Below are 20,666 nucleotides of genomic sequence, written 5' to 3' on the forward strand. Positions count from 1 at the left end.
CATACCCCCCGAGGGTATAAAGAAGGCAGAGATTGATACCCCCGCTAGGTATCATGGGAAGCGGGGCGGTGGACGCCGCCGCCGGGCCGGACGAGAGACGCCGGACCCGGGGGCGCGACCGAGCCCCGCACACAGCCCGAGGAGCAGAGATGACAACGACGGCACCCGGCACGGCCGAGGTCGAACTCGCCATCGGCGGCATGACCTGCGCCTCGTGCGCCGCCCGGATCGAGAAGAAGCTGAACCGGATGGCCGGGGTCGAGGCCACCGTCAACTACGCCACCGAGAAGGCCAGGGTCACCTACGGCGACGCGGTGGCCGTCGAGGACCTGGTGGCCACCGTCGAGGCAACCGGCTACACCGCCACGCCCCCGGCCCCCGGGCCCCCCGCGGAGGAGGAGGGCGCGCAGGCGGCACCGGAGGAGGACGAGACGGCGCCGCTGCGGCAGCGGCTGCTCGTCTCGGCGCTGCTGTCGGTGCCGGTGATCGCGCTGGCGATGGTCCCGGCCTGGCAGTTCGATTACTGGCAGTGGCTGTCCCTGACGCTGGCTGCGCCGGTGGTGGTGTGGGGCGCGCTGCCCTTCCACCGGGCCGCCTGGACCAACGCCCGGCACGGCGCAGCCACGATGGACACGCTCATCTCGCTGGGCACCTCGGCGGCGTTCCTGTGGTCGCTGTGGGCGCTGTTCTTCGGCACCGCCGGCATGCCCGGCATGACGCACCCCTTCGAGCTGTCCATCCAGCGCACCGACGGCGCGGGCAACATCTATCTGGAGGCCGCCGCCGGGGTGACGACCTTCATCCTCGCGGGCCGGTACTTCGAGGCCCGCTCCAAGCGCCGCGCGGGCGCCGCGCTGCGGGCGCTGCTGGAGCTGGGCGCGAAGGAGGTCACCGTCCTGCGTGCGGACGGCCGGGAGGAGCGCGTCCCCACGGCGCGGCTCGCCGTCGGCGACCGGTTCGTCGTCCGGCCCGGAGAGAAGATCGCCACCGACGGCACCGTGGTGGAGGGCTCCTCGGCCGTGGACGCCTCGATGCTGACCGGTGAGTCGATGCCCGTCGAGGTCGGCGTGGGCGACGGCGTGACGGGTGCGACGCTCAACGCGGGCGGGCGCCTGGTGGTGGAGGCCAGCCGGGTGGGCGCCGACACCCAGCTCGCGCGGATGGCCAAGCTGGTCGAGGACGCGCAGAACGGCAAGGCCGCGGCCCAGCGCCTGGCCGACCGCATCTCGGCCGTCTTCGTGCCCGTCGTCATCGCCCTGGCCCTCGCCACGTTCGGCTTCTGGCTGGTCGACGGCGCGGGGCTGACCGCCGCGTTCACCGCCGCCGTCGCCGTCCTGATCATCGCCTGCCCCTGCGCCCTGGGGCTGGCCACGCCGACGGCGCTGATGGTCGGCACCGGGCGGGGCGCCCAGCTCGGCATCCTCATCAAGGGGCCCGAGGTGCTGGAGAACACCCGCAAGGCCGACACCGTCGTCCTGGACAAGACCGGCACCGTCACCACCGGCACGATGACGCTCCTGGCCGTGCACGTCGCCGAGAGCGAGAGCGAGGACGAGGAGCGGGTGCTGCGGCTGGCCGGGGCGCTGGAGCACGCCTCCGAGCACCCCATCGCCCGGGCCGTCGCCGCCGGTGCCGCCGAGCGCGTGGGCACGCTGCCCGCCCCCGAGGACTTCGCGAACCTCCCCGGCCTCGGCGTCCAGGGGGTCGTGGACGGGCACGCCGTGCTCGTCGGCCGGGAGAAGCTGCTGGCCATGGGGGTTCCCCCGGTCGAGCGGGGCCGAGAGCGGGGAAGGGCCCTCACGCTGCCCGGACCGCTGGCCGAGGCGAAGGCGGCGGCGGAGGCCCGGGGCAGCACGGCGATCGTGGTCGCCTGGGACGGGGCGGCCCGCGCCGTCCTGGAGGTGGCCGACGCGGTCAAGCCCACCAGCGCCGAGGCCGTCCGGCGGCTGCGCGCGCTCGGCCTGACTCCGGTCCTGCTCACCGGGGACAACGAGGCCGTCGCCCGCTCGGTGGCCGCCGAGGTCGGCATCGACGAGGTCATCGCCGAGGTGCTGCCGCAGGACAAGGTCGACGTCGTGAAGCGGCTCCAGGGCGAGGGCCGCACGGTGGCCATGGTGGGCGACGGGGTGAACGACGCCGCCGCGCTGGCCCAGGCCGACCTGGGACTGGCCATGGGTACCGGCACGGACGCCGCCATCGAGGCGGGCGACCTCACCCTCGTCCGCGGGGACCTGCGGGTGGCCGCCGACGCGATCCGCCTCTCGCGCCGGACGCTGAACACCATCAAGTCGAACCTCGTGTGGGCCTTCGGCTACAACGTCCTGGCGCTGCCGCTGGCCGCCGCCGGGCTGCTCAACCCCATGATCGCCGGGGCGGCCATGGCCTTCTCCTCCGTCTCCGTCGTCGCCAACAGCCTCCGCCTGCGCACCTTCACCGCCGCCGCGCGCTGAGCCCCGGGGCGCGGAGGGGCGGCCGGACGGGTACCGGCCGCCCCCTCGCCCGTGCGTCAGCGCGTCCCGGCGGCCGCCCGCCGCCAGGCGGACTCGCGCAGCAGCCGCAGGCCGTTGAGCCCGACGAGGACGGTGGAGCCCTCGTGCCCGGCGACGCCGAGCGGCAGCGGCAGGTGCCCGGCGAGGTCCCAGACGACGAGGACGGCGATGAGCGTCCCGGCGATCCACAGGTTCTGGACGACGAGCCGGCGGGCCCGGCGGGCGAGGGCGACGGCGGTGGGGACGGCGGCGAGCTCGTCGCGGACGACGATGGCGTCGGCCGTCTCCAGGGCGAGGTCGGAGCCGGCGCGGCCCATGGCGACGCCGGTGTGCGCGGCGGCCAGGGCGGGGGCGTCGTTGACGCCGTCGCCGACGACGAGCACCCTGCGCCCGGCCGCCTCCAGCTCCCGTACGGCGGCGACCTTGTCCTCGGGCAGCAGCCCGGCCCGGACGTCGTCGATCCCGGCCTCGGCGGCGACCCGCCGGGCGACGGCCGCGTTGTCCCCGGTGACCAGGAGCGGGGGTGTGCCGGTGAGGGCGGCGAGCGCGGCGACGGTGGGCGCGGCGTCGGGGCGGAGCCGGTCGGTGACGCCGAGGACGCCGACGGGCTCGCCGTCCCGGGTGACCAGGACGGCCGTGTGGCCCCGCTGCTCCAGCCCGGCGACGAGCCCGGCCGCCACCGTCCGGGCCTGGCGGTGCCCGGCGAGGACGGGGAGGCGGCGGGCGGGGCTGCCGACGGCGATCTCGGCGCCGCCGACCCGGGCGCTGACCCCGGAGCCGGGGGTGGCGGCGAAGCCCTCGGCGGTGGCCAGGCCGAGCCCCCGGCCGCGGGCGGCCTCGACGACGGCCCGGCCGAGCGGGTGCTCACTGCCCAGCTCCGCGGCGGCGGCCAGGGCGAGGACCCCGTCCTCGCCCAGCCCGCTCCCGGGCAGGGGGCACACCTCGGCCACGACGGGGGCACCCTCGGTGAGGGTGCCGGTCTTGTCCAGGGCGGCGGCGTCGACCTGGGCGAGCCGTTCCACGGCGACGGCCGACTTGACGAGGACCCCGTGGCGTCCCGCGTTGGCCAGGGCGGACAGCAGCGGCGGCATGGTGGCCAGCACGACGGCGCAGGGCGAGGCGACGATCATGAACGTCATCGCCCGCAGCAGTGTGGGCTCCAGCTCCGCCCCGAAGGCCAGGGGCACGGCGAACAGCGCGAGCGTGGCGGCGACCATGCCGAGGCTGTAGCGCTGCTCGATCTTCTCGATGAACAGCTGGGTGGGCGCCTTGGTGCCGGCGGCCTCCTCGACCATGGCCACGATGCGGGCGATGACGGAGTCGGCCGGGTCGCGGGCGACGCGGACCCGCAGCGCCCCAGTGCCGTTGAGCGTCCCGGCGAACACCTCGTCGCCCGGTCTTTTGGCCACGGGCAGCGGCTCCCCGGTGATGGTGGCCTGGTCGGCCTCGCTCTCCCCGTCCAGGACGTGGCCGTCGGCGCCGATGCGCTCGCCGGGGCGGACGAGGACGAGGTCGCCCACGGCCAGCTCCTCCACCGGGACCGGCTCCTCCGTGCCGTCCGGCCGCAGCCGGGTGGCCCGCGCCGGGGCGAGGTCGAGCAGACCGCGCACCGAGTCGGCGGTGCGGGCGGTCGCGACGGCCTCCAGCGCCCCGGAGGTGGCGAAGATGACGATGAGCAGCGCGCCGTCGAGGAACTGGCCGATGGCCGCCGCCCCGAGCGCCGCGACGACCATGAGCAGGTCGACGTCGAGCGTGCGCTCCCGCAGCGCCTTGAGCCCCTCCCAGCCCGGCTCCCAGCCGCCGGCCGCGTAGACGAGCGCGTACAGCGGGCCCCAGGCCCAGGCGGGGGCGCCGAGGAGGTCGAGCGGGAGCGCGGCCAGGAACAGCAGCAGGGCGGTGGCGGCCCAGCGCACCTCGGGCAGCGCGAGGACACGGGTGCGCCGGGCCCGCGGCGGCCGGTCGCCCGTCGCCGCCGGGGCCGGGCGGATGAGCGTGGACGTCATGGGGCCGCTCCTTCGGTTGCCCGTGGGTCAGTCGTCGGGACGTGACCTTACAGGAACGAATGAACAGCTATTCATGAATACTCCTCCGTAGGATGAGCGGATGGGCCATGGAGTCGCCAACCCCGCCAACCCCACCGGGACCACCGAGCACGCCGAGAACGCCGCGCGCGCCGAGTACGCCGATCACAACGCCGGGAACCCCGCGCCCAGCGCCCACCTGGACGCCGACAGCGCCGCGAAGGTCGCGGAGACCCTCCAGGCCCTCGCCACCCCCTCCCGGCTGCTGATCCTCGCCCGCCTCCGGGAGGGCCCCTGCGCCGCGACCGAGCTGGCGACGGCCGTCGGCATGGAGCAGTCCGCCTGCTCCCACCAGCTGCGCCTCCTGCGCAACCTCGGCCTCGTCACCGGCACGCGCAACGGCCGCTCGGTCGTCTACGCGCTCCACGACAACCACGTCGCCGCACTCCTCGACCAGGCCGTCTACCACGTCGAGCACCTCCGCCTCGGTCTGCCCGACCCGCCCGGGCAGGGCTGACCCGGGCCGCCGCAGCCGCCGCAGGAATTCGACACGTGTCAAAATGGGCGCATGACCAAGGTGAAGACAGCACCGGCCCCCGCACCGGCCCAGGCCGTCGTCCCCTGCTGCCCCCCGCTGAGTGAGCGCCCGCTGACCGCCGAGGAGGCCGAGGCGACGGCCGCGATGTTCAAGGCCCTCGGGGACCCGGTCCGGCTGCGCCTCTTCTCCCTCATCGCCTCACACGAGGGCGGGGAGGCCTGCGTCTGCGACATCTCCGACGTCGGCGTCTCCCAGCCGACCATCAGCCACCACCTCAAGAAGCTGCGCGAGGCCGGGCTGCTGACCTCCGAGCGGCGCGGCACCTGGGTCTACTACCGGGTCGCCCCCTCCGTCCTCGCCGCCATGTCCGGCACCCTGGCCCCCGGCACCCGCTGAGGCGCCGGCGCAGGCCGAAGCCCGGGGGCACGGGGGCGCCGAGGCCCCCGGGGCCGCCGGGGGGCACCGGCCGAGACCCCGCGCGGCGAGAAACACGTCACACGGCCCACGCCGACGCCGTCCCCCTGCCGTAGCATGCGGGTCCGTTCGACGTGTCCCGCCCCACCGAGGGCCGCCCAGCTCAGGAGTGCAGGTGCCCGCCTTCATCGCCAGACTCATCTCCACCCTGCGCTCGCGGGTGCGGGGCTGGCGGGCCGCCCTCACCGTCACGGTGTTCGTCTTTCTCACGAGCTGGCTGGCCATGTGGCTCGTCGAGCCCGATTCCAACGGGCTGACCGACCCGGGCACCTACTGGTGGTACTTCCTCATCACCGCCTCGACCGTCGGCTACGGCGACTACTTCCCCGAGACCGTGCTCGGGCGGCTCGTCGCCACCTACGTCATCATCGGCGGGATCGTCACCCTGACCATCCTGTTCACGGAGCTGGCGACGCACATCCAGTCGCTGCGGAGCAAGCGCTTGAAAGGCATGGTGGACGTGGACCTCGGCGACCACATCGTCCTGCTCGGCTACACCCCCGTCCGCACCGAACGGCTCGTGGACCAACTCCACCTGGAGGACGCGCACGACCTCGTCCTGTGCGCCTGGGAGGACACCCCCGAGCACCCGATGCCCGAACGGGACGGCGTCCGCTTCGTCCGGGGCGACCTCGCCCAGCTCGACGTGCTGCGCCGGGCCGGCGTCGAGCGCGCCCGCACCGTCGTCGTCGACGCGCGGGACGACAACGAGGCGCTCGTCCTCGCGCTCAGCATCGACCACCTGCGGCCCGACATCCACCTCGTCGTCGCCCTGCGCGACATGGACCACTGCGAGCGGCTCCGCTACGTCAACTCCAAGGCCCAGTGCGTGCAGTGGCACATGCCCAACCTCCTCAAGGAGGAGGCGCTCGACCCGGGCATCACCGAGGTCTACAGCGAGCTGATGGACAGCGCGGGCTGCGGCAACACCTACTCCGTCCGCCTGGCCGACGGGCAGGGCGGCCGCACCTTCGGCGACTGGCAGGCCCACTTCGGCCGCCGGTTCGCCGCCACCGTCGTCGCCGTCCGGCAGGACGGCCGCATGGCCGTCAGCCCGCCCTGGGCCGAGCCCGTCCACGCGGGCGCCGTCCTCTACTACGTCTCCCAGAAGCGCGTCGACGCCGCCGAGCTCGCCCCCGAGACCCCGACCACCCCCGCCCAGCGCACCGCCTGACCCCGCCCGGTGCGGCCGGGCCGGGCCGTCACGCCCGCCGGTCGGCGGCCCGCCGCACCTGCAGGTTGGTCAGCCGATGGACGACGGCGATGAACAGCGCCGCGCCCGGAACGCACAGCAGGTTCAGGAAGACGCCCCAACGGGTCGTCGTGAGCATCCGGTCGAAGTCGATGACGCCGTTCTCCCGATCCACGGCCCCCTCCAGCACCCCGGGGAGCAGGAAGAGGACGCCGAGGGCGACGCTCCAGACGACCGTGAACGTCCACCACCAGGCCAGCAGGGCGTGTCCGGGCTGCCGTTGGCCGGGCCGGGCCCGCTCGCGGCTCGGGATCGACGCGTCCCACACGTCGAACGTGATCTTCCCTGGGATGATCCACGCGGCGACCGGGATGAACCAGCTCCCCACCGCCATCCCGGGCGGGTACCGGTGCCCGCCCGGGGCGAACACCTCCGCGTTGGAGCGCACCCGCCAGAACCAGCAGAGCGTCGGAACGACCACCGCGAGGCCCACCAGCGCCTCCACGGTGGACAGCGTGTTCGCGTCCGCCACCAGCCCGTCGACGTCGGTCCACAGCGCGAAGTCGGCCCGGGCCCAGGTGTCGATCTCCTCGGCGAAGCCGAGGTGCACCACGACCGCGACGCACTTGAACACGATGTAGAGGCCGTAGAGCCAGTACAGCGCGACGGCCAGGCCCTCGGGGGAGCGCAGCGCGACCTGGTGGGCACCCCAGGGCGACGAGGACGGCGCCCCCGCCCCGCCGGTCGCGCCGGTGCACCGGCAGGCCGGGAGAAACGCGGCGGGTTGGCGGGTATCGGCTGCCGACGGACGTAGTGGGGCCGCTCGGGCCGGGGAGCCCTGGGCCCGGCGGCGGGCCGCCGGACGGGAGGCGGCGTCGGCCGGGGCGAGGCCGGAGAGGCCGGAGGCGGGGGGCACCCGCGGCGCGGACCCCGGCGCCGCGGTGACCGTCGGAGCCTGCGCGAGACCACCGCCCGGCGGGGGCGGGGGCGGGACGACGGGGGCGGCCGGCCCGTCGCCGTCGCCTCCGAACGCGCCGGCCGCGTCACCGGCGCCACCGGACGGCTCCGCCACGTCACCGGCGCCACCGGACGCGTCCGCGGCACCGCCGCCGTCCTCCCGGCGCCACTCCCCCTGGGCGATCGCACGGCCCGATATACGGGCCACCTCGGCGAGGGCGCGCGGGCAGCCAGGGGTCCGCGCCCGACGGCCAGGCGCCCTCGGCAGACCCGTCGGCGTACTCTCCCAGCCGCTCGGCCAGGGCGGATGCGTCGGGGCGCTCGGCGGGGTCCTTGGCCAGGCACGCGGCGACGGTGGCCCGCAACTCGGCCGGAACACGGCCCAGATCCGGGTCCCGCTGGACCACGGCGAACATCAACGCGTGGGGGTTGCCGGTGTCCTCGACGGGGAAGGGCAGCTCGCCGGTGGTCGCGAAGACCAGCACACCGCCGAGGCCGAAGACGTCGCTCGCCGCCGAAAGGGTACGGCCCAGCACCTGCTCCGGAGACATGTACCCCGGCGACCCCACGGACGCGCCGGTACGGGTCAGCCCGCCGTCGGTCGAGACGTCCACGAGCCGCGCCACCCCGAAGTCGATCAGCCGCGGCCCGTCGACGGTGAGCAGGATGTTCGACGGCTTGACGTCGCGGTGCACCAGCCCGGCCGCGTGCACCGCCCGGAGCGCCCGGACGAGCCCGGCGGCGAGGGCATCCGCGCTGCGGGCGGGCCGCGGGCCCTGCGTGGCGACCAGCCGCTGCAGCGACAGACCGGGCACGAACTCGGTGGCCACCCAGGGCCGTTGCCCGCCCTCTCCCGGCTCCGAGTCCACGACCTGGGCGATGCCCTCCGCCCGCACCATGCTCGCGGTCCTGATCTCCCGTGCGAAGCGGGCGCGGAACCCCGGCTCGTCGGCGTAGCCGTGCCGGATGGACTTCAGGGCGACCCGCTCACCCCGGCCGCCCTCCGCGAGGAACACCGTCCCCATGCCGCCCTCGCCCAGCCGCGTGAGCAACCGGTACGGCCCGATACGGCCAGGGTCCGTCCGTTCCAACGGCCATACGCGCGATCTCCCCCTGCCATCCCCGCCGTTCAGTGATCGCGAGCGTAGTACGCCCGACTGGGCCGGTCACACCGGCCAGGAGCGGTCCGGGTCGTCCAGGTACGCCCGGTACCCCTCCGCCCTCACGGTGAGCCCGAACCGGGTGTGCTCCGGCCGCCCGTGCTCCAGCCACCACCGGTGCGCCGCCTCCGCCTCGTCCCAGAGCCGACGGCGCCCGGACTGCCAGACCCGCGCCCCGCCCTCGTCTTGGAACAGCACACAGGCCCAGGACCGGTCGTCGAGCCCGTAGAACCACACCGGCCGGGCGCCGTTCTCCTTCGACGCCACGACGTGATGGCACCCCGGCATCCGGAGCCCCAGGGCGAAACGGTGGGCGCTGAACCGTCTCCGGACGAACTCGGCCTCCGTCACGTCTGTGGACGTCTCGTCGCCGTCGGCCACGCCGGCGGTGACGTACTCGGCGTGGACGATGCGCGGGAGGCGCTGAGCCCGCAGCTTCATGAACTCCACGGCGCCCGTGAACGTCCCGGACGCCTCCGCCCCGTCTGGTGACACGGTGAGCCTGGCCACGGCGTCATCGTTGCCGTAGTGCGTGCCCCACGGCGCCACGATCACGCCGCCGGGACGACACTGGCGCACCCAGGCCAGGGGGATCGCCCGTACCCCGCACGTCGCGATGACCCGGTCGTACGGCGCCGCCTCGGGGTAACCCGCGAGGCCGTCACCGTGCACGACGTTCACCGGTGCCCCGAAGGCGCCCAGAGCCCGGCGAGCGGCCTCGGCAACGGCCCCGTCCACCTCCACGGTGTACACGCTCCCCGCCCCCAGCCGGTGGGCCAGCAACGCCGCGTTCCAGCCCGTGCCCGTGCCGATCTCCAGCACCCGGTGCCCGGCCGCCACGTCCAGGTCGCGGAGCATCGAGAACACCACCGACGGCATCGACGCCGAGGAGGTGGACACCCTTCCCGGCCCCTCACCGCCGTGCCGACCGTCGTCCCACTGCGTGACGATCGGCGCGTCGGCGTCCGCGTGCCGGTGCCACTCGGCGGGCTCGTCCGTCCTGGACACCGGCACGCTTCTGCCCGACGCCATGTCGAACGGCCACATCAGCTCGGGGAGGAAGGCGGAACGCGGCACGGCGGCGTACGCGGGTGCCCAGTCCGAGGTCAGGGCGCCCCCTGCCATCAGGGCACGCCCCAGCTCGTCCCGGACGGGGCGCCCCTGGTGTGCGTCAGCGGTCACGGAACCGGGACCCCCTTGGGCGGGTTGGGAACGCCGGGCCCACCGTCGGGCGTCGGCGGCTGGTGCGGCCCGGGATACGGCTCGCCGGGCAGCTTGTCTCCGCCGTTCGACTCGACACTGCGCATGGTTTCTTCCCTTCTCTGGCTGACTTTCCTTCTCCGCTCCGGCTCTCAGCCTGTGCCGTTGGCTCGGGCTGAGCCGGACGTCCTGGCGGCTATCTGCCGCCCTGCGTCGCGAGCAGGTACACGGGATGCGCGAATCCACCGACCCGGTGCGGTGACCCGTGCGGCTCAGGGCGGCCGGGCACCCGCACCGGCCACACAGCGAGCGTGTAGGTGCAGTCCACGTCCGGCACGACGACGGACAGCGGGAACCCGGCCTTGAGGTGCGTGCGGGCCGCCCGCTCCTCAGCGGGGTCCGTGTCGGCGCCCCAGGCGCGCAGTTCGGTCGGAGCGTCGGGGCGCGACACGGGCACCCTGTTCAAGCTCGACCGACTCCACCGCGAGCAGTCCGGATCGGGGTCCAACCGGTCGGCGATCCTGTTCGCCTCCCCACGCACCCACCGCAGAGCGAGCACAGGCGAGATCGTCTCGAACGTCCCCAGGACACACCGCGCGATCGCGCCCGTGCCGTACACAGGCCCCTCAGCGACCACTTCGCACCAGTACCCGGGCGGCTCCGCCTTACCGATCACGCCGGTCCCTCCCACCACATCGCCCAGGGGCGTTCGATCACTTCGGCGTAGCTGGTGTGCTCAGGGTGCTCGCGCAGATGACCGAACGCCCACTCCTGCGGATCGCACGGGTCCTCGCTCGTGGGCGACATCGCCGCACACTCGCTGTCGTCTTCCGTGAGCGTGAGGCAGCGGTACGCATACGTGACTGGCGGAGAGTCATCGTCATGGTCGGGCCGCAGCGTCCAGTTGAAGAACCCGAACCTGCGGCGGATCGGGACACTCACAGCAGCTCACCCCGGCTTCGGGCGTTCACCCGGGCCACCTCCGCCCGGAGCCGCTCCTCAGGGCTCGGCCGCCGGACGTCCTCGGGCGCCACGCTCCACTCCGTCCCGCCCGTGACGGGACGGAGGTACCAGCGTCCGCACCACTCCGCGCGGAACTCACCGACCCGGTCCCTCGCGTCCACCATGAGCGTGCCAAGGGGTGGTGGTTCGTCCTGATGTCGAGCCGGACCGTCGTCGTCGGACACAGACCGCTCCTCTCCGTAGTGGTTCCACTACCAAGGAGGTTCAGCGTGACCTACAGTCGAAGGGTCTTCAACTTGCAGTAATCGTACAGATAGTTGGGCGGTGGGCCGATGAACCGCAAAGAGCTGGACCCCGCAGTGTCGCCAAGTGCGGCCTTCGGGCACCGTCTCCGCACGTTGCGAGACGAACGCGGCTGGACACAGGACGAACTGGCCGCACGGATGGGGTGCTCAGCCACGCATGTTTCCGCTGTCGAAACTGGCCGCCGAACTCCAACTCTCCGCTTTGCGAAGAGTGCTGACCGCGCCCTCGGTACTGGTGACCGCCTCCAACGCCAGAGCCAAGCAGTCCGGCACACAGCGTTGCTTGAGGGATTCCCGGAGTACGTGAAGCACGAGGCGCGGGCGGCGGAGGTCAGGCTCTACGAGGTCGGTGTAATGCCCGGCATCCTGCAAACGCCGGAGTACGCCTCGGCACTCACTGCCCGGGCTGTCGAGCGGGGCGCGATCACGCCCGAGCAGGGCGACGAACGCATCGCACTGATCGCCGAGCGCCAAGCGGCTTTCGTCCGAACGCCGCCGCCCCTGGTGTTCGTGGTACTGGACGAAAGCTGCCTCAGGCGTCCCGTCGGGAACCCGGCCGTGATGGGCGAACAGTTGGCTCGATTGGTCGAGTTCGCAGCCCTGCCGAACACCGTGCTCCAGGTAGCCCCGTTTGAGATGGGTGCTCTCCGCCCGTTCGACTTGCCCATCTACATCCTGACGCTGCCCGACCGCTCACTCCTCTCCTACGCCGAGTCCGCCCAGCGCGGGCATCTCGAACGCGACAGCGCGTCTGTGCTACCCATGCTGACCGCCTACCATCAACTACAGGCAGAGGCCGAATCTCAGGCTGCCTCCGTCGCCATAATCGAGACGTTGCGAAAGGGCACGCCGTGACGACCGAATCCCCCTGTTGGTTCACGTCCTCGTACAGCAACAACGGCGGTGCCTGCGTTGAGGTCGCCGTCAATCTTGCCGCCACGCGTGGCGTCGTCCCCGTCCGGGATTCCAAAAGCCCGGACGGCCCGGTCCTGGACCTCCACGCCGAGGCGTTCTCCGCGTTCGTGGCGGGCGTCAAGGCCGGGGCGCTCGGAGCCGGCTGACGGCGACGGCGCGGCGCTGCCGGCCTACCGGGGGTACTCGGCCGGGGTGTGGCGGAAGGCGGCGAGGAAGGTGACCGCGGTGCCGGCCACGGCCCAGGCGGCCAGGACGACCAGGGGGCCGGTGATGGCGGCGCCGTCGAAGTAGGCGATCGAGCGTGCCGTCCAGGTGCCGGCGCCGGGCGGGAACGCGGGGCCGACGGCGCGCCAGAACTCGGGCAGCAGCGGGGCCGGGTAGGCGCCGCCGGCGCTGGGGTTGCCGATGACGACGACGAGCCCGATGGCGAGCCCGATGCCGATGACGCCGAACAGGCCCTGGAGGGCGAAGGTGAGGGCGCCGACGGCGTAGACGAGCAGGGCGCCGAGGCCGCTGAGAGCCCAGAAACCGCCGGGCAGGGCGTCCAGGACGGGTCCGACGAGGGCGGCGCCGCCGATCCCGGCCGCGACGGCGTAGAGGCCGAGGGCACCCAGCCGGGCGACGGCGCGGGCCGGGGTGCCGGGGCGGGCGCCGTAGCTCATGGCGAGGATGGCGGCGCAGAGGTAGCCGCCCACCGTCCAGCCGACGACCAGGTAGAACGAGGTGAGGGCGCGGGCGTCCCCGGAGGCGGCGGGGATGGTGTCGCGGACGGTCAGCCCGCGGTCCCGCTCACGCTGGACGTCCTCGAACACCGACTCGATCGCCTGGGCGAGTGCTCCTCCGGCGGCGCCGGCCACCAGCAGGGTGTCGGCGTCCTCGCCGGGCTCGGCGAGGAAGACGCCGTCGACGTCCCGGTCCTCCAGGGCGTCGCGCGCTTCGGCGGGGTCGGCGGTGCTGATCTCGACGTCGAGGGGGTCGCCGGGGAGGCCGTCCAGGTTGTCCGTGAGCTCGGCCCGCGCGGCGTCGGGGGCCACGACGGCGACCGGCACGCGCTCGGGCCCCGGCTCGTGGAACGCGCCGACGTAGGACGCGATGAAGCCCATCTGGAGCGCCAGCACGCCCAGCAGGAGTGCCGCCGCGCGCAGCGAGACGGCACTCCTGACCTGGCCGAAGAAGCTCTCGGACCCTCCGGCGTGCAGTGTTGCCATGCGCCCAGCCTCCGCACCGGGGAGGCCGGGCGCACGCGGCGGCGGACCGATCGGATGACCGGAGCCGCCGCACGGCGGACGTCAGCGGCCGATGGCGCCACCGTCCTCGCGCCAGACGGCGACGACGGCGGGACGGTTGAGACGGCCGGGGCCGTCGGGCCACTGGGAGAGCGGCTGCTCGGCGGTGGCGCCGTCGATCTCGCCCGGGTGCTGGACGGCGACGAGGACGCGGCGGTCCTGGACGATCGGGCCGCAGGTCTCGGCGCCGGCCGGGACGGTCAGGAACTGCTTGACCTCACCGCGCTTGCGGCCGTACGTGGCGACGCCGAACAGGCCGTCGTGGCTGCCCAGCTTGTTGCCGTCGGTGGAGATCCACAGGTTGCCGTAGTCGTCGAAGGTGAGGTTGTCCGGGCAGGAGATCGGGCTGACGCTCTCCTTGGGGAAGCCACCGTAGTAGGTCGACTCGTCCTCGGGGTCGCCGCAGACGAGGAAGAGGCGCCAGGTGAAGGTCTCCGCGGCGGGGTGGTTCCAGCGCTCGGTGAGCTCCAGCACCTGGCCGTGCTTGTTGAGGTTGCGGGGGTTGGCCTCGTCGGCGCCGGGGTAGCCGGGCTTGCCGCGGTTGGTGTTGTTCGTCAGCGCGACGTAGACGCGGCCGGTGCGCGGGCTGGGCTCGACGTCCTCGGGACGGTCCATCTTGGTGGCGCCGACCTTGTCGGCGGCGATGCGGGTGAAGACGTAGACCTCTTCGGCCGTCATGCCCTCGACGTGGGAGCGGTCGCCGGAGGCGAGCTTGATCCACTGGCCGTGGCCGTCGAACTCGCCGTCGCGCGGCAGACCGCCCTCGCCGTCGATCTCGCCGGGGCTGTCGCCGGTGAGCCGGGCGACGTAGAGGGTGCCCTCGTCGAGCAGGGTCATGTTGTGCTCACGGGCCCAGCGGCTGTTGCCGTGGCGCATGCGCCGGCTGGAGACGAACTTGTACATGTAGTCGAAGCGCTCGTCGTCACCCATGTAGACGACGACGCGGCCGTCGGCGGTGAGCCGGGGCTGTGCGCCCTCGTGCTTGAAGCGGCCCAGCGCGGTGCGCTTGCGCGGGGTGGACTCCGGGTCGTACGGGTCGACCTCGACGATCCAGCCGAAACGGTTCGGCTCGTTCGGCTCCTTGGCCAGGTCGAAGCGGTCGTCGAAGCGCTCCCACTTGCGGCTGGTGGCGCCGCCGCGCATGCCGTAGCGGGCCAGCCGCTCGCTGGTCCGCGGGTCGGTGACGGACTCGGCGTTGGCGAAGTACTGGTTGAAGTTCTCCTCGGCGGTGAGCACCGTGCCCCACGGCGTGGTGCCGCCGGCGCAGTTGTTCAGCGTGCCGTAGGCGGTGCGGCCGGCCGGGTCGGCGGAGGTCTTCACCAGGTCGCTGCCGGCGGCGGGGCCGGTCAGCTCGAAGGGGGTGCCGTTGTGGAAGCGGCGGTTGAGGCGGTGGCGGCGCACGGGGGTGAGCCGGCCGCTGCGCCGCTCCTCCTCCACGACGACGACGGACAGGCCGTGGGCCGCCCAGGCGATCTCGGCCTGCTCACGGGTCGGGTTGTCCGCGTCGTACCCGTAGAACATGAGCTGCTCGTCGGTGTACTCGTGGTTGGCGAAGAGCACCTGCCGGTGCGGCTCGCCGCGCAGCGGCAGCAGGGCGAGGAAGTCGTTGTTGTAGCCGAACTGCCCGGCCTGGGCGCGGGCGCTCTGGCGCTGCGGGTCGAAGGCGGGGGCACCGGGGAGAATCGGTTCGCCCCAGCCGATGACGATGTCCTGCTCGTAGCCCCGCGCCACGGTGACGGCGTCGTTGGTGTTGGGCTCGACGGGCTCGAAGCGCAGCCCCTTCGCGGCCCGGTCCCGGCCGTGGCCCGGGCCGTGGGCACCCGGCGCGGCGGGGCGGCCGTGCGCCGCCGCCTCGGGCGCGCCGCCGACCATCGCGGTCCCGGCCGCGGCGGCGACCGTCGCCACGGCACCCGCGCGCAGCATGGAGCGGCGGGACATGCCCGCGACGACGTCGCCGAAGTAGGCGTTGTCGCTCCGGTTCGGGACCTCCTGGAAGCAGGCGTCACCACAGCGGTAGTGGCAGGTCAGGGCGGACCGGCCGCCGGGGTGGGTGTCGAGCAGCGGCAGTTGCTTGCGCATGGAGTCCTCCGTCATCAAGCCTTACTTCGCCGGAACCTAGAACCCCACACCTACCCGTGAGCGATCTTCCGGTGAACCTGCCGTGAACCGGAACCGGCCACACCGGGGACCGCCCCCGAAGGGGCGCGGGGACCTGCGCGAACGGCCACCGCGCACCCGCGGACCGCCACGCACGGGGAGCCGCGCCCCGGGCCGGGGGCCCGGGGCGGAACACCGAGCCCGGAGCCGCACGGGCGCCCGGAGAGCTCGCCTGCCAGCCCGGCGCCTCCGGCGCAGACCTCCCAAGCGCCGGGCGCCCCCGGCGGGGCGCGGGGCGGGGGCCCGCGGGCCGATAGGATTTCGCCCATGGCGGCCACTGGAACTGAAGCGCAGGGGAAGGCGTACTACGTCTCGACCCCGATCTACTACGTGAACGACGCTCCCCACCTGGGCCACGCCTATACGACCGTCGCAGGCGACGTGCTCTCCCGCTGGCACCGCCAGCGGGGCGAGAAGGTGTGGTACCTCACCGGCACGGACGAGCACGGTCAGAAGATCATGCGCACCGCCGAGGCGAACGGCGTTTCGCCTCAGGAGTGGTGCGACAAGCTGGTGGAGGAGGCGTGGAAGCCCCTCTGGCAGCACCTGGACATCGCGAACGACGACTTCATCCGCACCACCGAGCCGCGGCACACGGCCCGCGTGCAGGAGTTCGTGCAGGACCTGTACGACAAGGGCGAGATCTACCGCGGCGGCTACGAGGGCCCGTACTGCGTCGGGTGCGAGGAGTACAAGGCCCCCGGCGACCTGCTGGAGGGGGAGGACGGGGCGAAGCTGTGCCCCATCCACAAGAAGCCGGTGGAGATGCTCCAGGAGGAGAACTACTTCTTCAAGCTCTCCGAGTACGGCCCGAAGCTGCTGGAGCACTACGAGAAGAACCCGGGCTTCATCCAGCCCGAGTCGGCGCGCAACGAGGTCGTGCAGTTCGTCCGGCAGGGCCTGCAGGACCTGTCGATCTCCCGCTCGACGTTCGACTGGGGCGTGCGCGTCCCGTGGGACGAGAAGCACGTCATCTACGTGTGGATCGACGCCCTCCTCAACTACGCGACGGCCGTCGGCTACGGCTCCGACCAGCAGAAGTTCGAGAGCACCTTCCCGGCGAACGTCCACCTCGTCGGCAAGGACATCCTCCGCTTCCACGCCGTCATCTGGCCCGCGATGCTGATGGCCAACGGGCTGCCGCTCCCGCACAAGATCGCCGCCAACGGCTGGCTGATGGTGGGCGGCGAGAAGATGAGCAAGTCCAACCTCACGGGCATCTCCCCCCGCCAGCTCACCGACCACTTCGGCGTCGACGCCTACCGCTGGTACTTCCTGCGGGCCATCGCCTTCGGCAACGACGGCAGCTTCTCCTGGGAGGACTTCTCCGCCCGCTACACCTCGGAGCTGGCGAACGACTACGGCAACCTGGCCTCGCGCGTCGCGGCCATGGTCGGCAAGTACTTCGGCGGCACGCTGCCCGAGGCGACGGCGCGGGGTGCGGCGGAGCAGCCGATCGTGGACGCCCTCGCCCGCGCGGTGGAGGAGGCCGACCGGCGCATCGGCGAGGAGCTGGACTTCGCCGGGGGCATCGCGGCGATCTTCGACTTCGTCAAGCTGGTCAACGGCTACCTGACCGAGCAGGAGCCGTGGAAGGTCGCCAAGGACGACTCTCCGGGGGCCCGGGCCCGCCTGGCCACGATCCTCTACACGGCGGCCGAGTCCCTGCGGGCGACGGCGGTCCTGCTGAACGCCGTCATGCCCGAGACCTCGCAGAAGCTGTGGGACTCCCTCGGCGCCGGGCCGCACCTCGGCCCGCTGGCCGAACAGCACGTCCAGGACGCCGGGCGCTGGGGCCTGCTGCCCGCAGGGGCCACCGTCACCAAGGGCGCCGTGCTGTTCCCCCGGCTGGAGGAGCCGGCCAAGGGGTGACCGGCCACGGGCCGACGCCCACGGCCCCCGCTCGGGGTGTCCACCGACCTCGGTGGACACCCCGAGCGCTTCGGCAGCGTGCCGCCGGGCGCCACCGGGGGCTGTGGGCCGGGTGGGGCCTCAGTCGGCGTCGACGCGGACGTGTGCCAGCTTCTCCGGGTTGAAGACGGCGTCGACCGTGGTGACGCGTCCGTCCCGCACGGTGAACGCCAGGACGGCGCGCGGCTCCCCGGTCGCCTGTTCCACCGCGACGACGCCGGGCGCACCGTTGACCTCCCGCAGCACGAGGGCGAGGCTGCCGCCGTCGTACCGCTCGGAGATCCGCCGGGCGAACGTCGCCACCTTCTCCCGGCCGACGACGGGCAGCCGGGCGACCAGCACCCTGCCGCCGCCGTCCGACGTCCACACCACGTCCGGGTCCAGGACGCTCAGCAGGCTGCCGAAATCCGCCTCGGAGACGGCGGCGAAGAAGGCCTCCACGGCCCTGCGGTGCTCCGCCCGGCCCACGGGTCGTCCGGGAGCCTCCGCCCGCACCCGCCGCCGGGCCCGGGAGGCGAGCTGGCGCACCGCCTCGGGGGTGCGGCCGAGGACCTCGGCGACCTCGGGGAACGGGACGGCGAACACGTCGTGCAGCACGAAGGCGGTGCGCTCGGCCGCGCTCAGTCGCTCCAGCACGGTGAGCAGGGCCATCCCGACGGACTCGTCAAGGGTCACGCGGTCGTCCGCGCCCGGCTCGGTGACGACGGGCTCCGGCAGCCACGACCCGACGTAGGTCTCGCGCCGGACGTGCGCGGAGCCCAGGTGGTCGTAGCAGATCCGGCTGACCACCGTCGTCAGGTACGAGCGCGGGTGCTCCGCGGTGCCCTCCGGCACGGCCTGCCAGCGCAGCCACGCCTCCTGCACCGCGTCGTCGGCGTCCGCGACCGATCCGGTGATCCGGTACGCCACGCCCCACAGCCGCGAGCGCTCCTGCTCGAAGACGGCCAGCTCCGCCACGCCGCTCTCCCCTTCCGTCCGGTCTCCCGCCGCGGTCCGCCCGCGGCGGGCCCGCGGTGACCCGCGGTACTCACCAGGGGGGACGGCGCGGCGGGGTGAAGTGTGACAACGCCCGCGGGGGCCGGGTCGAGGGCGGTGCGCTCGACCCGGCCCCCGCGGGGCTTGCGTCCCTTACTTCTGCGGCGGCTTGCGCAGCGAGAGGTGCAGTTCCTTCAGCCGTGCCTCGTCCACCTCGCTGGGCGCGCCCATCAGCAGGTCCTGGGCGTTGCCGTTGAGCGGGAAGGCGATGGTCTCGCGGATGTTCGGCTCGTCCGCGAGCAGCATGACGATCCGGTCGATGCCGGGAGCGATGCCGCCGTGCGGCGGGGCGCCGAAGGTGAAGGCGCGCAGCATGCCGCCGAACTCGCGCTCGACGTCGTCCTTGGAGTAGCCCGCGATCTCGAAGGCCTCGTACATGATCTCCGGCTCGTGGTTCCGGATCGCACCGGAGGACAGCTCGACGCCGTTGCAGACGATGTCGTACTGCCAGGCCAGGATGTCCAGCGGGTCCTTCGTGCGCAGCGCCTCCAGGCCGCCCTGGGGCATGGAGAACGGGTTGTGCGAGAACTCGATCTGGCCGGTGTCCTCGTTCCGCTCGAACATCGGGAAGTCGACGATCCAGCAGAACCGGAACACGTCCTCCTCGAAGTGGCCGGCCCGGCGGGCGGCCTCGACGCGCACGGCGCCCATGATCCGGGAGACCTCGTCGAACTCGCCGGCGCCGAAGAAGATCGCCGTGCCCGGCTTGGCGCCGAGCGTGTCGAGCAGCGCCTTCACGTTCTCCTCGGTGAGGAACTTCGCGATCGGGCCCGTCAGCGCCGAGTCCTCGCCGACGCGCACCCAGGCGAGGCCCTTCGCGCCCTGCTCGACGGCGAACTCACCCATCTGGTCGAAGAACTTCCGCGGCTGGTCCGCGGTGTCCGGCACGGCCAGGGCCCGGACGTGCTTCCCGGCGAAGGCCTTGAACTCCGAGCCGGCGAACACGTCGGTGACGTCGACGAGCTCCAGCTTGGCCCGCAGGTCCGGCTTGTCCGAGCCGTACTTGAGCATGGCCTCGCGGAACGGGACGCGCGGGAACGGCGACGTCACGTGCCGCCCGTCGCCGAACTCCTCGAACAGCTCGGTCATCACCTTCTCGATGACCTGGAAGACGTCCTCCTGCTCGACGAAGCTCATCTCCATGTCGAGCTGGTAGAACTCGCCCGGCGAGCGGTCAGCGCGGGCGTCCTCGTCCCGGAAGCACGGCGCGATCTGGAAGTACCGGTCGAAGCCGGCGATCATCAGGAGCTGCTTGAACTGCTGCGGCGCCTGCGGGAGGGCGTAGAACTTGCCCGCGTGCAGGCGGGAGGGGACGAGGAAGTCCCGCGCGCCCTCCGGCGAGGTGGCCGACAGGATGGGCGTGGCCATCTCGTTGAAGCCGAGCGCCGTCATCTTCTGCCGGATGGCGGAGATCACGGCGGTGCGCAGCAGGATGTTGCGGTGCATGCGCTCGCGCCGCAGGTCGAGGAAGCGGTACTCCAGCCGCCGCTCCTCGTTGACGCCGTCCTCGGTGTTGATCGTGAACGGGATCTGCTCGGCCGCCCCGAGGACCTCGACCTCGGAGACCTCGACCTCGATCTCGCCCGTCGGCAGCTCAGGGTTCACGTTGTCCGCGCCGCGCGAGGCCACCGTGCCGTCGATGCGGACGACCGTCTCCTTGGTGAGGTGGCTCAGCGCCTCGTTCGCCGACGTGCCCGGGCGGGCGACGAGCTGCACCAGCCCGTAGTGGTCGCGCAGATCGATGAAGAGGATGCCGCCCAGGTCACGACGATTGTGCAGCCAGCCGCTCAGCCGGACGTCCTTGCCGACGTCCTGCGATCGGAGCTCGCCGCAGTGGTGGGACCGGTACCGATGCATCATTCATCCAAGTCGTCAGAGCCGGGTTCGTACGGGTTCGGGGCAGGCCGCTGCGGTGCGGGCCTCCCGGCGCCCTTCAGGGTACCGCCCGCGTCCAGCCGCCCACCGCCGCCGGATCGCCCCGGGCCCGCACGGACGGACGCCGGGCCCGCCCCCTGCGGGGCCACGGGCGGACGCCGGGCCCGGGGGCCACCGGGCGGCGGAGG

18 protein-coding genes are annotated in these 20,666 nt (G+C 73.2%); 7 read left to right on the forward strand and 11 right to left on the reverse strand.

Annotated elements, in window-relative coordinates:
* The first annotated feature begins 149 nt into the window (after positions 1-149).
* On the forward strand, positions 150-2,450 hold the full coding sequence (locus O7609_RS11890) for a heavy metal translocating P-type ATPase (RefSeq protein WP_269734911.1): 2,301 nt from the start codon (positions 150-152) through the stop codon (positions 2,448-2,450).
* A 56-nt stretch (positions 2,451-2,506) separates the two neighbouring features.
* Here O7609_RS11890 and O7609_RS11895 read toward each other — a convergent pair whose 3' ends face one another.
* Entirely contained in the window at positions 2,507-4,492 is a 1,986-nt protein-coding gene (locus tag O7609_RS11895; protein WP_269734912.1) for a heavy metal translocating P-type ATPase, read from the reverse strand.
* Positions 4,493-4,592: 100 nt separating this feature from the next.
* Between O7609_RS11895 and O7609_RS11900 the strand changes: the two genes are divergently transcribed.
* From O7609_RS11900 to O7609_RS11910, 3 genes are all read left to right on the forward strand, one after another.
* Positions 4,593-5,027 carry an ArsR/SmtB family transcription factor gene (locus tag O7609_RS11900; protein WP_269734913.1) on the forward strand — a complete coding sequence of 145 codons (435 nt, stop codon included), beginning with the start codon at positions 4,593-4,595 and terminating at the stop codon, positions 5,025-5,027.
* A 51-nt stretch (positions 5,028-5,078) separates the two neighbouring features.
* Complete coding sequence (locus O7609_RS11905) at positions 5,079-5,444, forward strand: ArsR/SmtB family transcription factor (RefSeq protein ID WP_269734914.1); 366 nt, start codon at positions 5,079-5,081, stop codon at positions 5,442-5,444.
* A 193-nt stretch (positions 5,445-5,637) separates the two neighbouring features.
* Positions 5,638-6,696 carry an ion channel gene (locus O7609_RS11910; protein WP_269743561.1) on the forward strand — a complete coding sequence of 353 codons (1,059 nt, stop codon included), beginning with the start codon at positions 5,638-5,640 and terminating at the stop codon, positions 6,694-6,696.
* A 28-nt stretch (positions 6,697-6,724) separates the two neighbouring features.
* On the opposite strand, the gene O7609_RS11915 is transcribed toward O7609_RS11910, so the two are convergent.
* The 6 genes from O7609_RS11915 to O7609_RS11940 form a co-directional block, all read right to left on the reverse strand.
* Positions 6,725-7,879 (reverse strand): DUF4328 domain-containing protein, encoded by a 1,155-nt coding sequence (locus O7609_RS11915; protein ID WP_269743562.1) that lies wholly within the window; start codon positions 7,877-7,879, stop codon positions 6,725-6,727.
* A complete protein-coding gene (locus O7609_RS11920; RefSeq protein ID WP_443072097.1) occupies positions 7,788-8,696 on the reverse strand; it encodes a serine/threonine-protein kinase in 909 nt (302 codons plus the stop codon). Before O7609_RS11920 ends, O7609_RS11915 begins: the two co-directional genes overlap by 92 nt.
* 141 nt (positions 8,697-8,837) lie before the next feature.
* The gene (locus O7609_RS11925) at positions 8,838-10,013 is read right to left on the reverse strand and encodes a methyltransferase domain-containing protein (protein ID WP_269734918.1); all 1,176 of its coding nucleotides are present in this window, start codon (positions 10,011-10,013) and stop codon (positions 8,838-8,840) included.
* A gap of 214 nt (positions 10,014-10,227) precedes the next feature.
* The gene (locus tag O7609_RS11930; RefSeq protein WP_269734919.1) at positions 10,228-10,497 is read right to left on the reverse strand and encodes a hypothetical protein; all 270 of its coding nucleotides are present in this window, start codon (positions 10,495-10,497) and stop codon (positions 10,228-10,230) included.
* 206 nt (positions 10,498-10,703) lie between these two features.
* Positions 10,704-10,973 (reverse strand): DUF7848 domain-containing protein, encoded by a 270-nt coding sequence (locus tag O7609_RS24740; RefSeq protein WP_443072098.1) that lies wholly within the window; start codon positions 10,971-10,973, stop codon positions 10,704-10,706.
* On the reverse strand, positions 10,970-11,218 hold the full coding sequence (locus O7609_RS11940; RefSeq protein WP_443072099.1) for a hypothetical protein: 249 nt from the start codon (positions 11,216-11,218) through the stop codon (positions 10,970-10,972). The genes O7609_RS24740 and O7609_RS11940 overlap by 4 nt, the downstream gene beginning before the upstream one ends.
* Positions 11,219-11,326: 108 nt before the next feature.
* Here O7609_RS11940 and O7609_RS11945 point away from each other — a divergent pair, with 108 nt between their 5' ends.
* A complete protein-coding gene (locus O7609_RS11945) occupies positions 11,327-12,154 on the forward strand; it encodes a helix-turn-helix domain-containing protein (protein ID WP_269734921.1) in 828 nt (275 codons plus the stop codon).
* Positions 12,151-12,360 carry a DUF397 domain-containing protein gene (locus O7609_RS11950; RefSeq protein WP_269734922.1) on the forward strand — a complete coding sequence of 70 codons (210 nt, stop codon included), beginning with the start codon at positions 12,151-12,153 and terminating at the stop codon, positions 12,358-12,360. Before O7609_RS11945 ends, O7609_RS11950 begins: the two co-directional genes overlap by 4 nt.
* 24 nt (positions 12,361-12,384) lie before the next feature.
* Here the strand turns inward: O7609_RS11950 and O7609_RS11955 are convergent, their stop codons facing one another.
* The gene (locus tag O7609_RS11955) at positions 12,385-13,422 is read right to left on the reverse strand and encodes a DUF3533 domain-containing protein (protein WP_269743563.1); all 1,038 of its coding nucleotides are present in this window, start codon (positions 13,420-13,422) and stop codon (positions 12,385-12,387) included.
* An 81-nt stretch (positions 13,423-13,503) separates the two neighbouring features.
* Complete coding sequence (locus O7609_RS11960) at positions 13,504-15,579, reverse strand: PhoX family protein (protein ID WP_269736949.1); 2,076 nt, start codon at positions 15,577-15,579, stop codon at positions 13,504-13,506.
* A gap of 345 nt (positions 15,580-15,924) precedes the next feature.
* On the opposite strand from O7609_RS11960, the gene metG reads away from it, so the two are divergent.
* Entirely contained in the window at positions 15,925-17,529 is a 1,605-nt protein-coding gene (gene metG, locus O7609_RS11965) for a methionine--tRNA ligase (protein WP_269743564.1), read from the forward strand.
* Between the two features lie 120 nt (positions 17,530-17,649).
* Here metG and sigJ read toward each other — a convergent pair whose 3' ends face one another.
* Positions 17,650-18,525, reverse strand: coding sequence for an RNA polymerase sigma factor SigJ (gene sigJ / locus O7609_RS11970; RefSeq protein WP_269743565.1), 876 nt, complete (start codon positions 18,523-18,525; stop codon positions 17,650-17,652).
* Positions 18,526-18,696: 171 nt separating this feature from the next.
* Positions 18,697-20,460, reverse strand: a complete 1,764-nt coding sequence (aspS, locus tag O7609_RS11975; protein WP_269743566.1) for an aspartate--tRNA ligase — start codon at positions 20,458-20,460, stop codon at positions 18,697-18,699.
* Between the last annotated feature and the right edge of the window lie 206 nt (positions 20,461-20,666).

This window comes from Streptomyces sp. WMMC1477 (assembly GCF_027460245.1).
GTDB lineage: Bacteria > Actinomycetota > Actinomycetes > Streptomycetales > Streptomycetaceae > Streptomyces.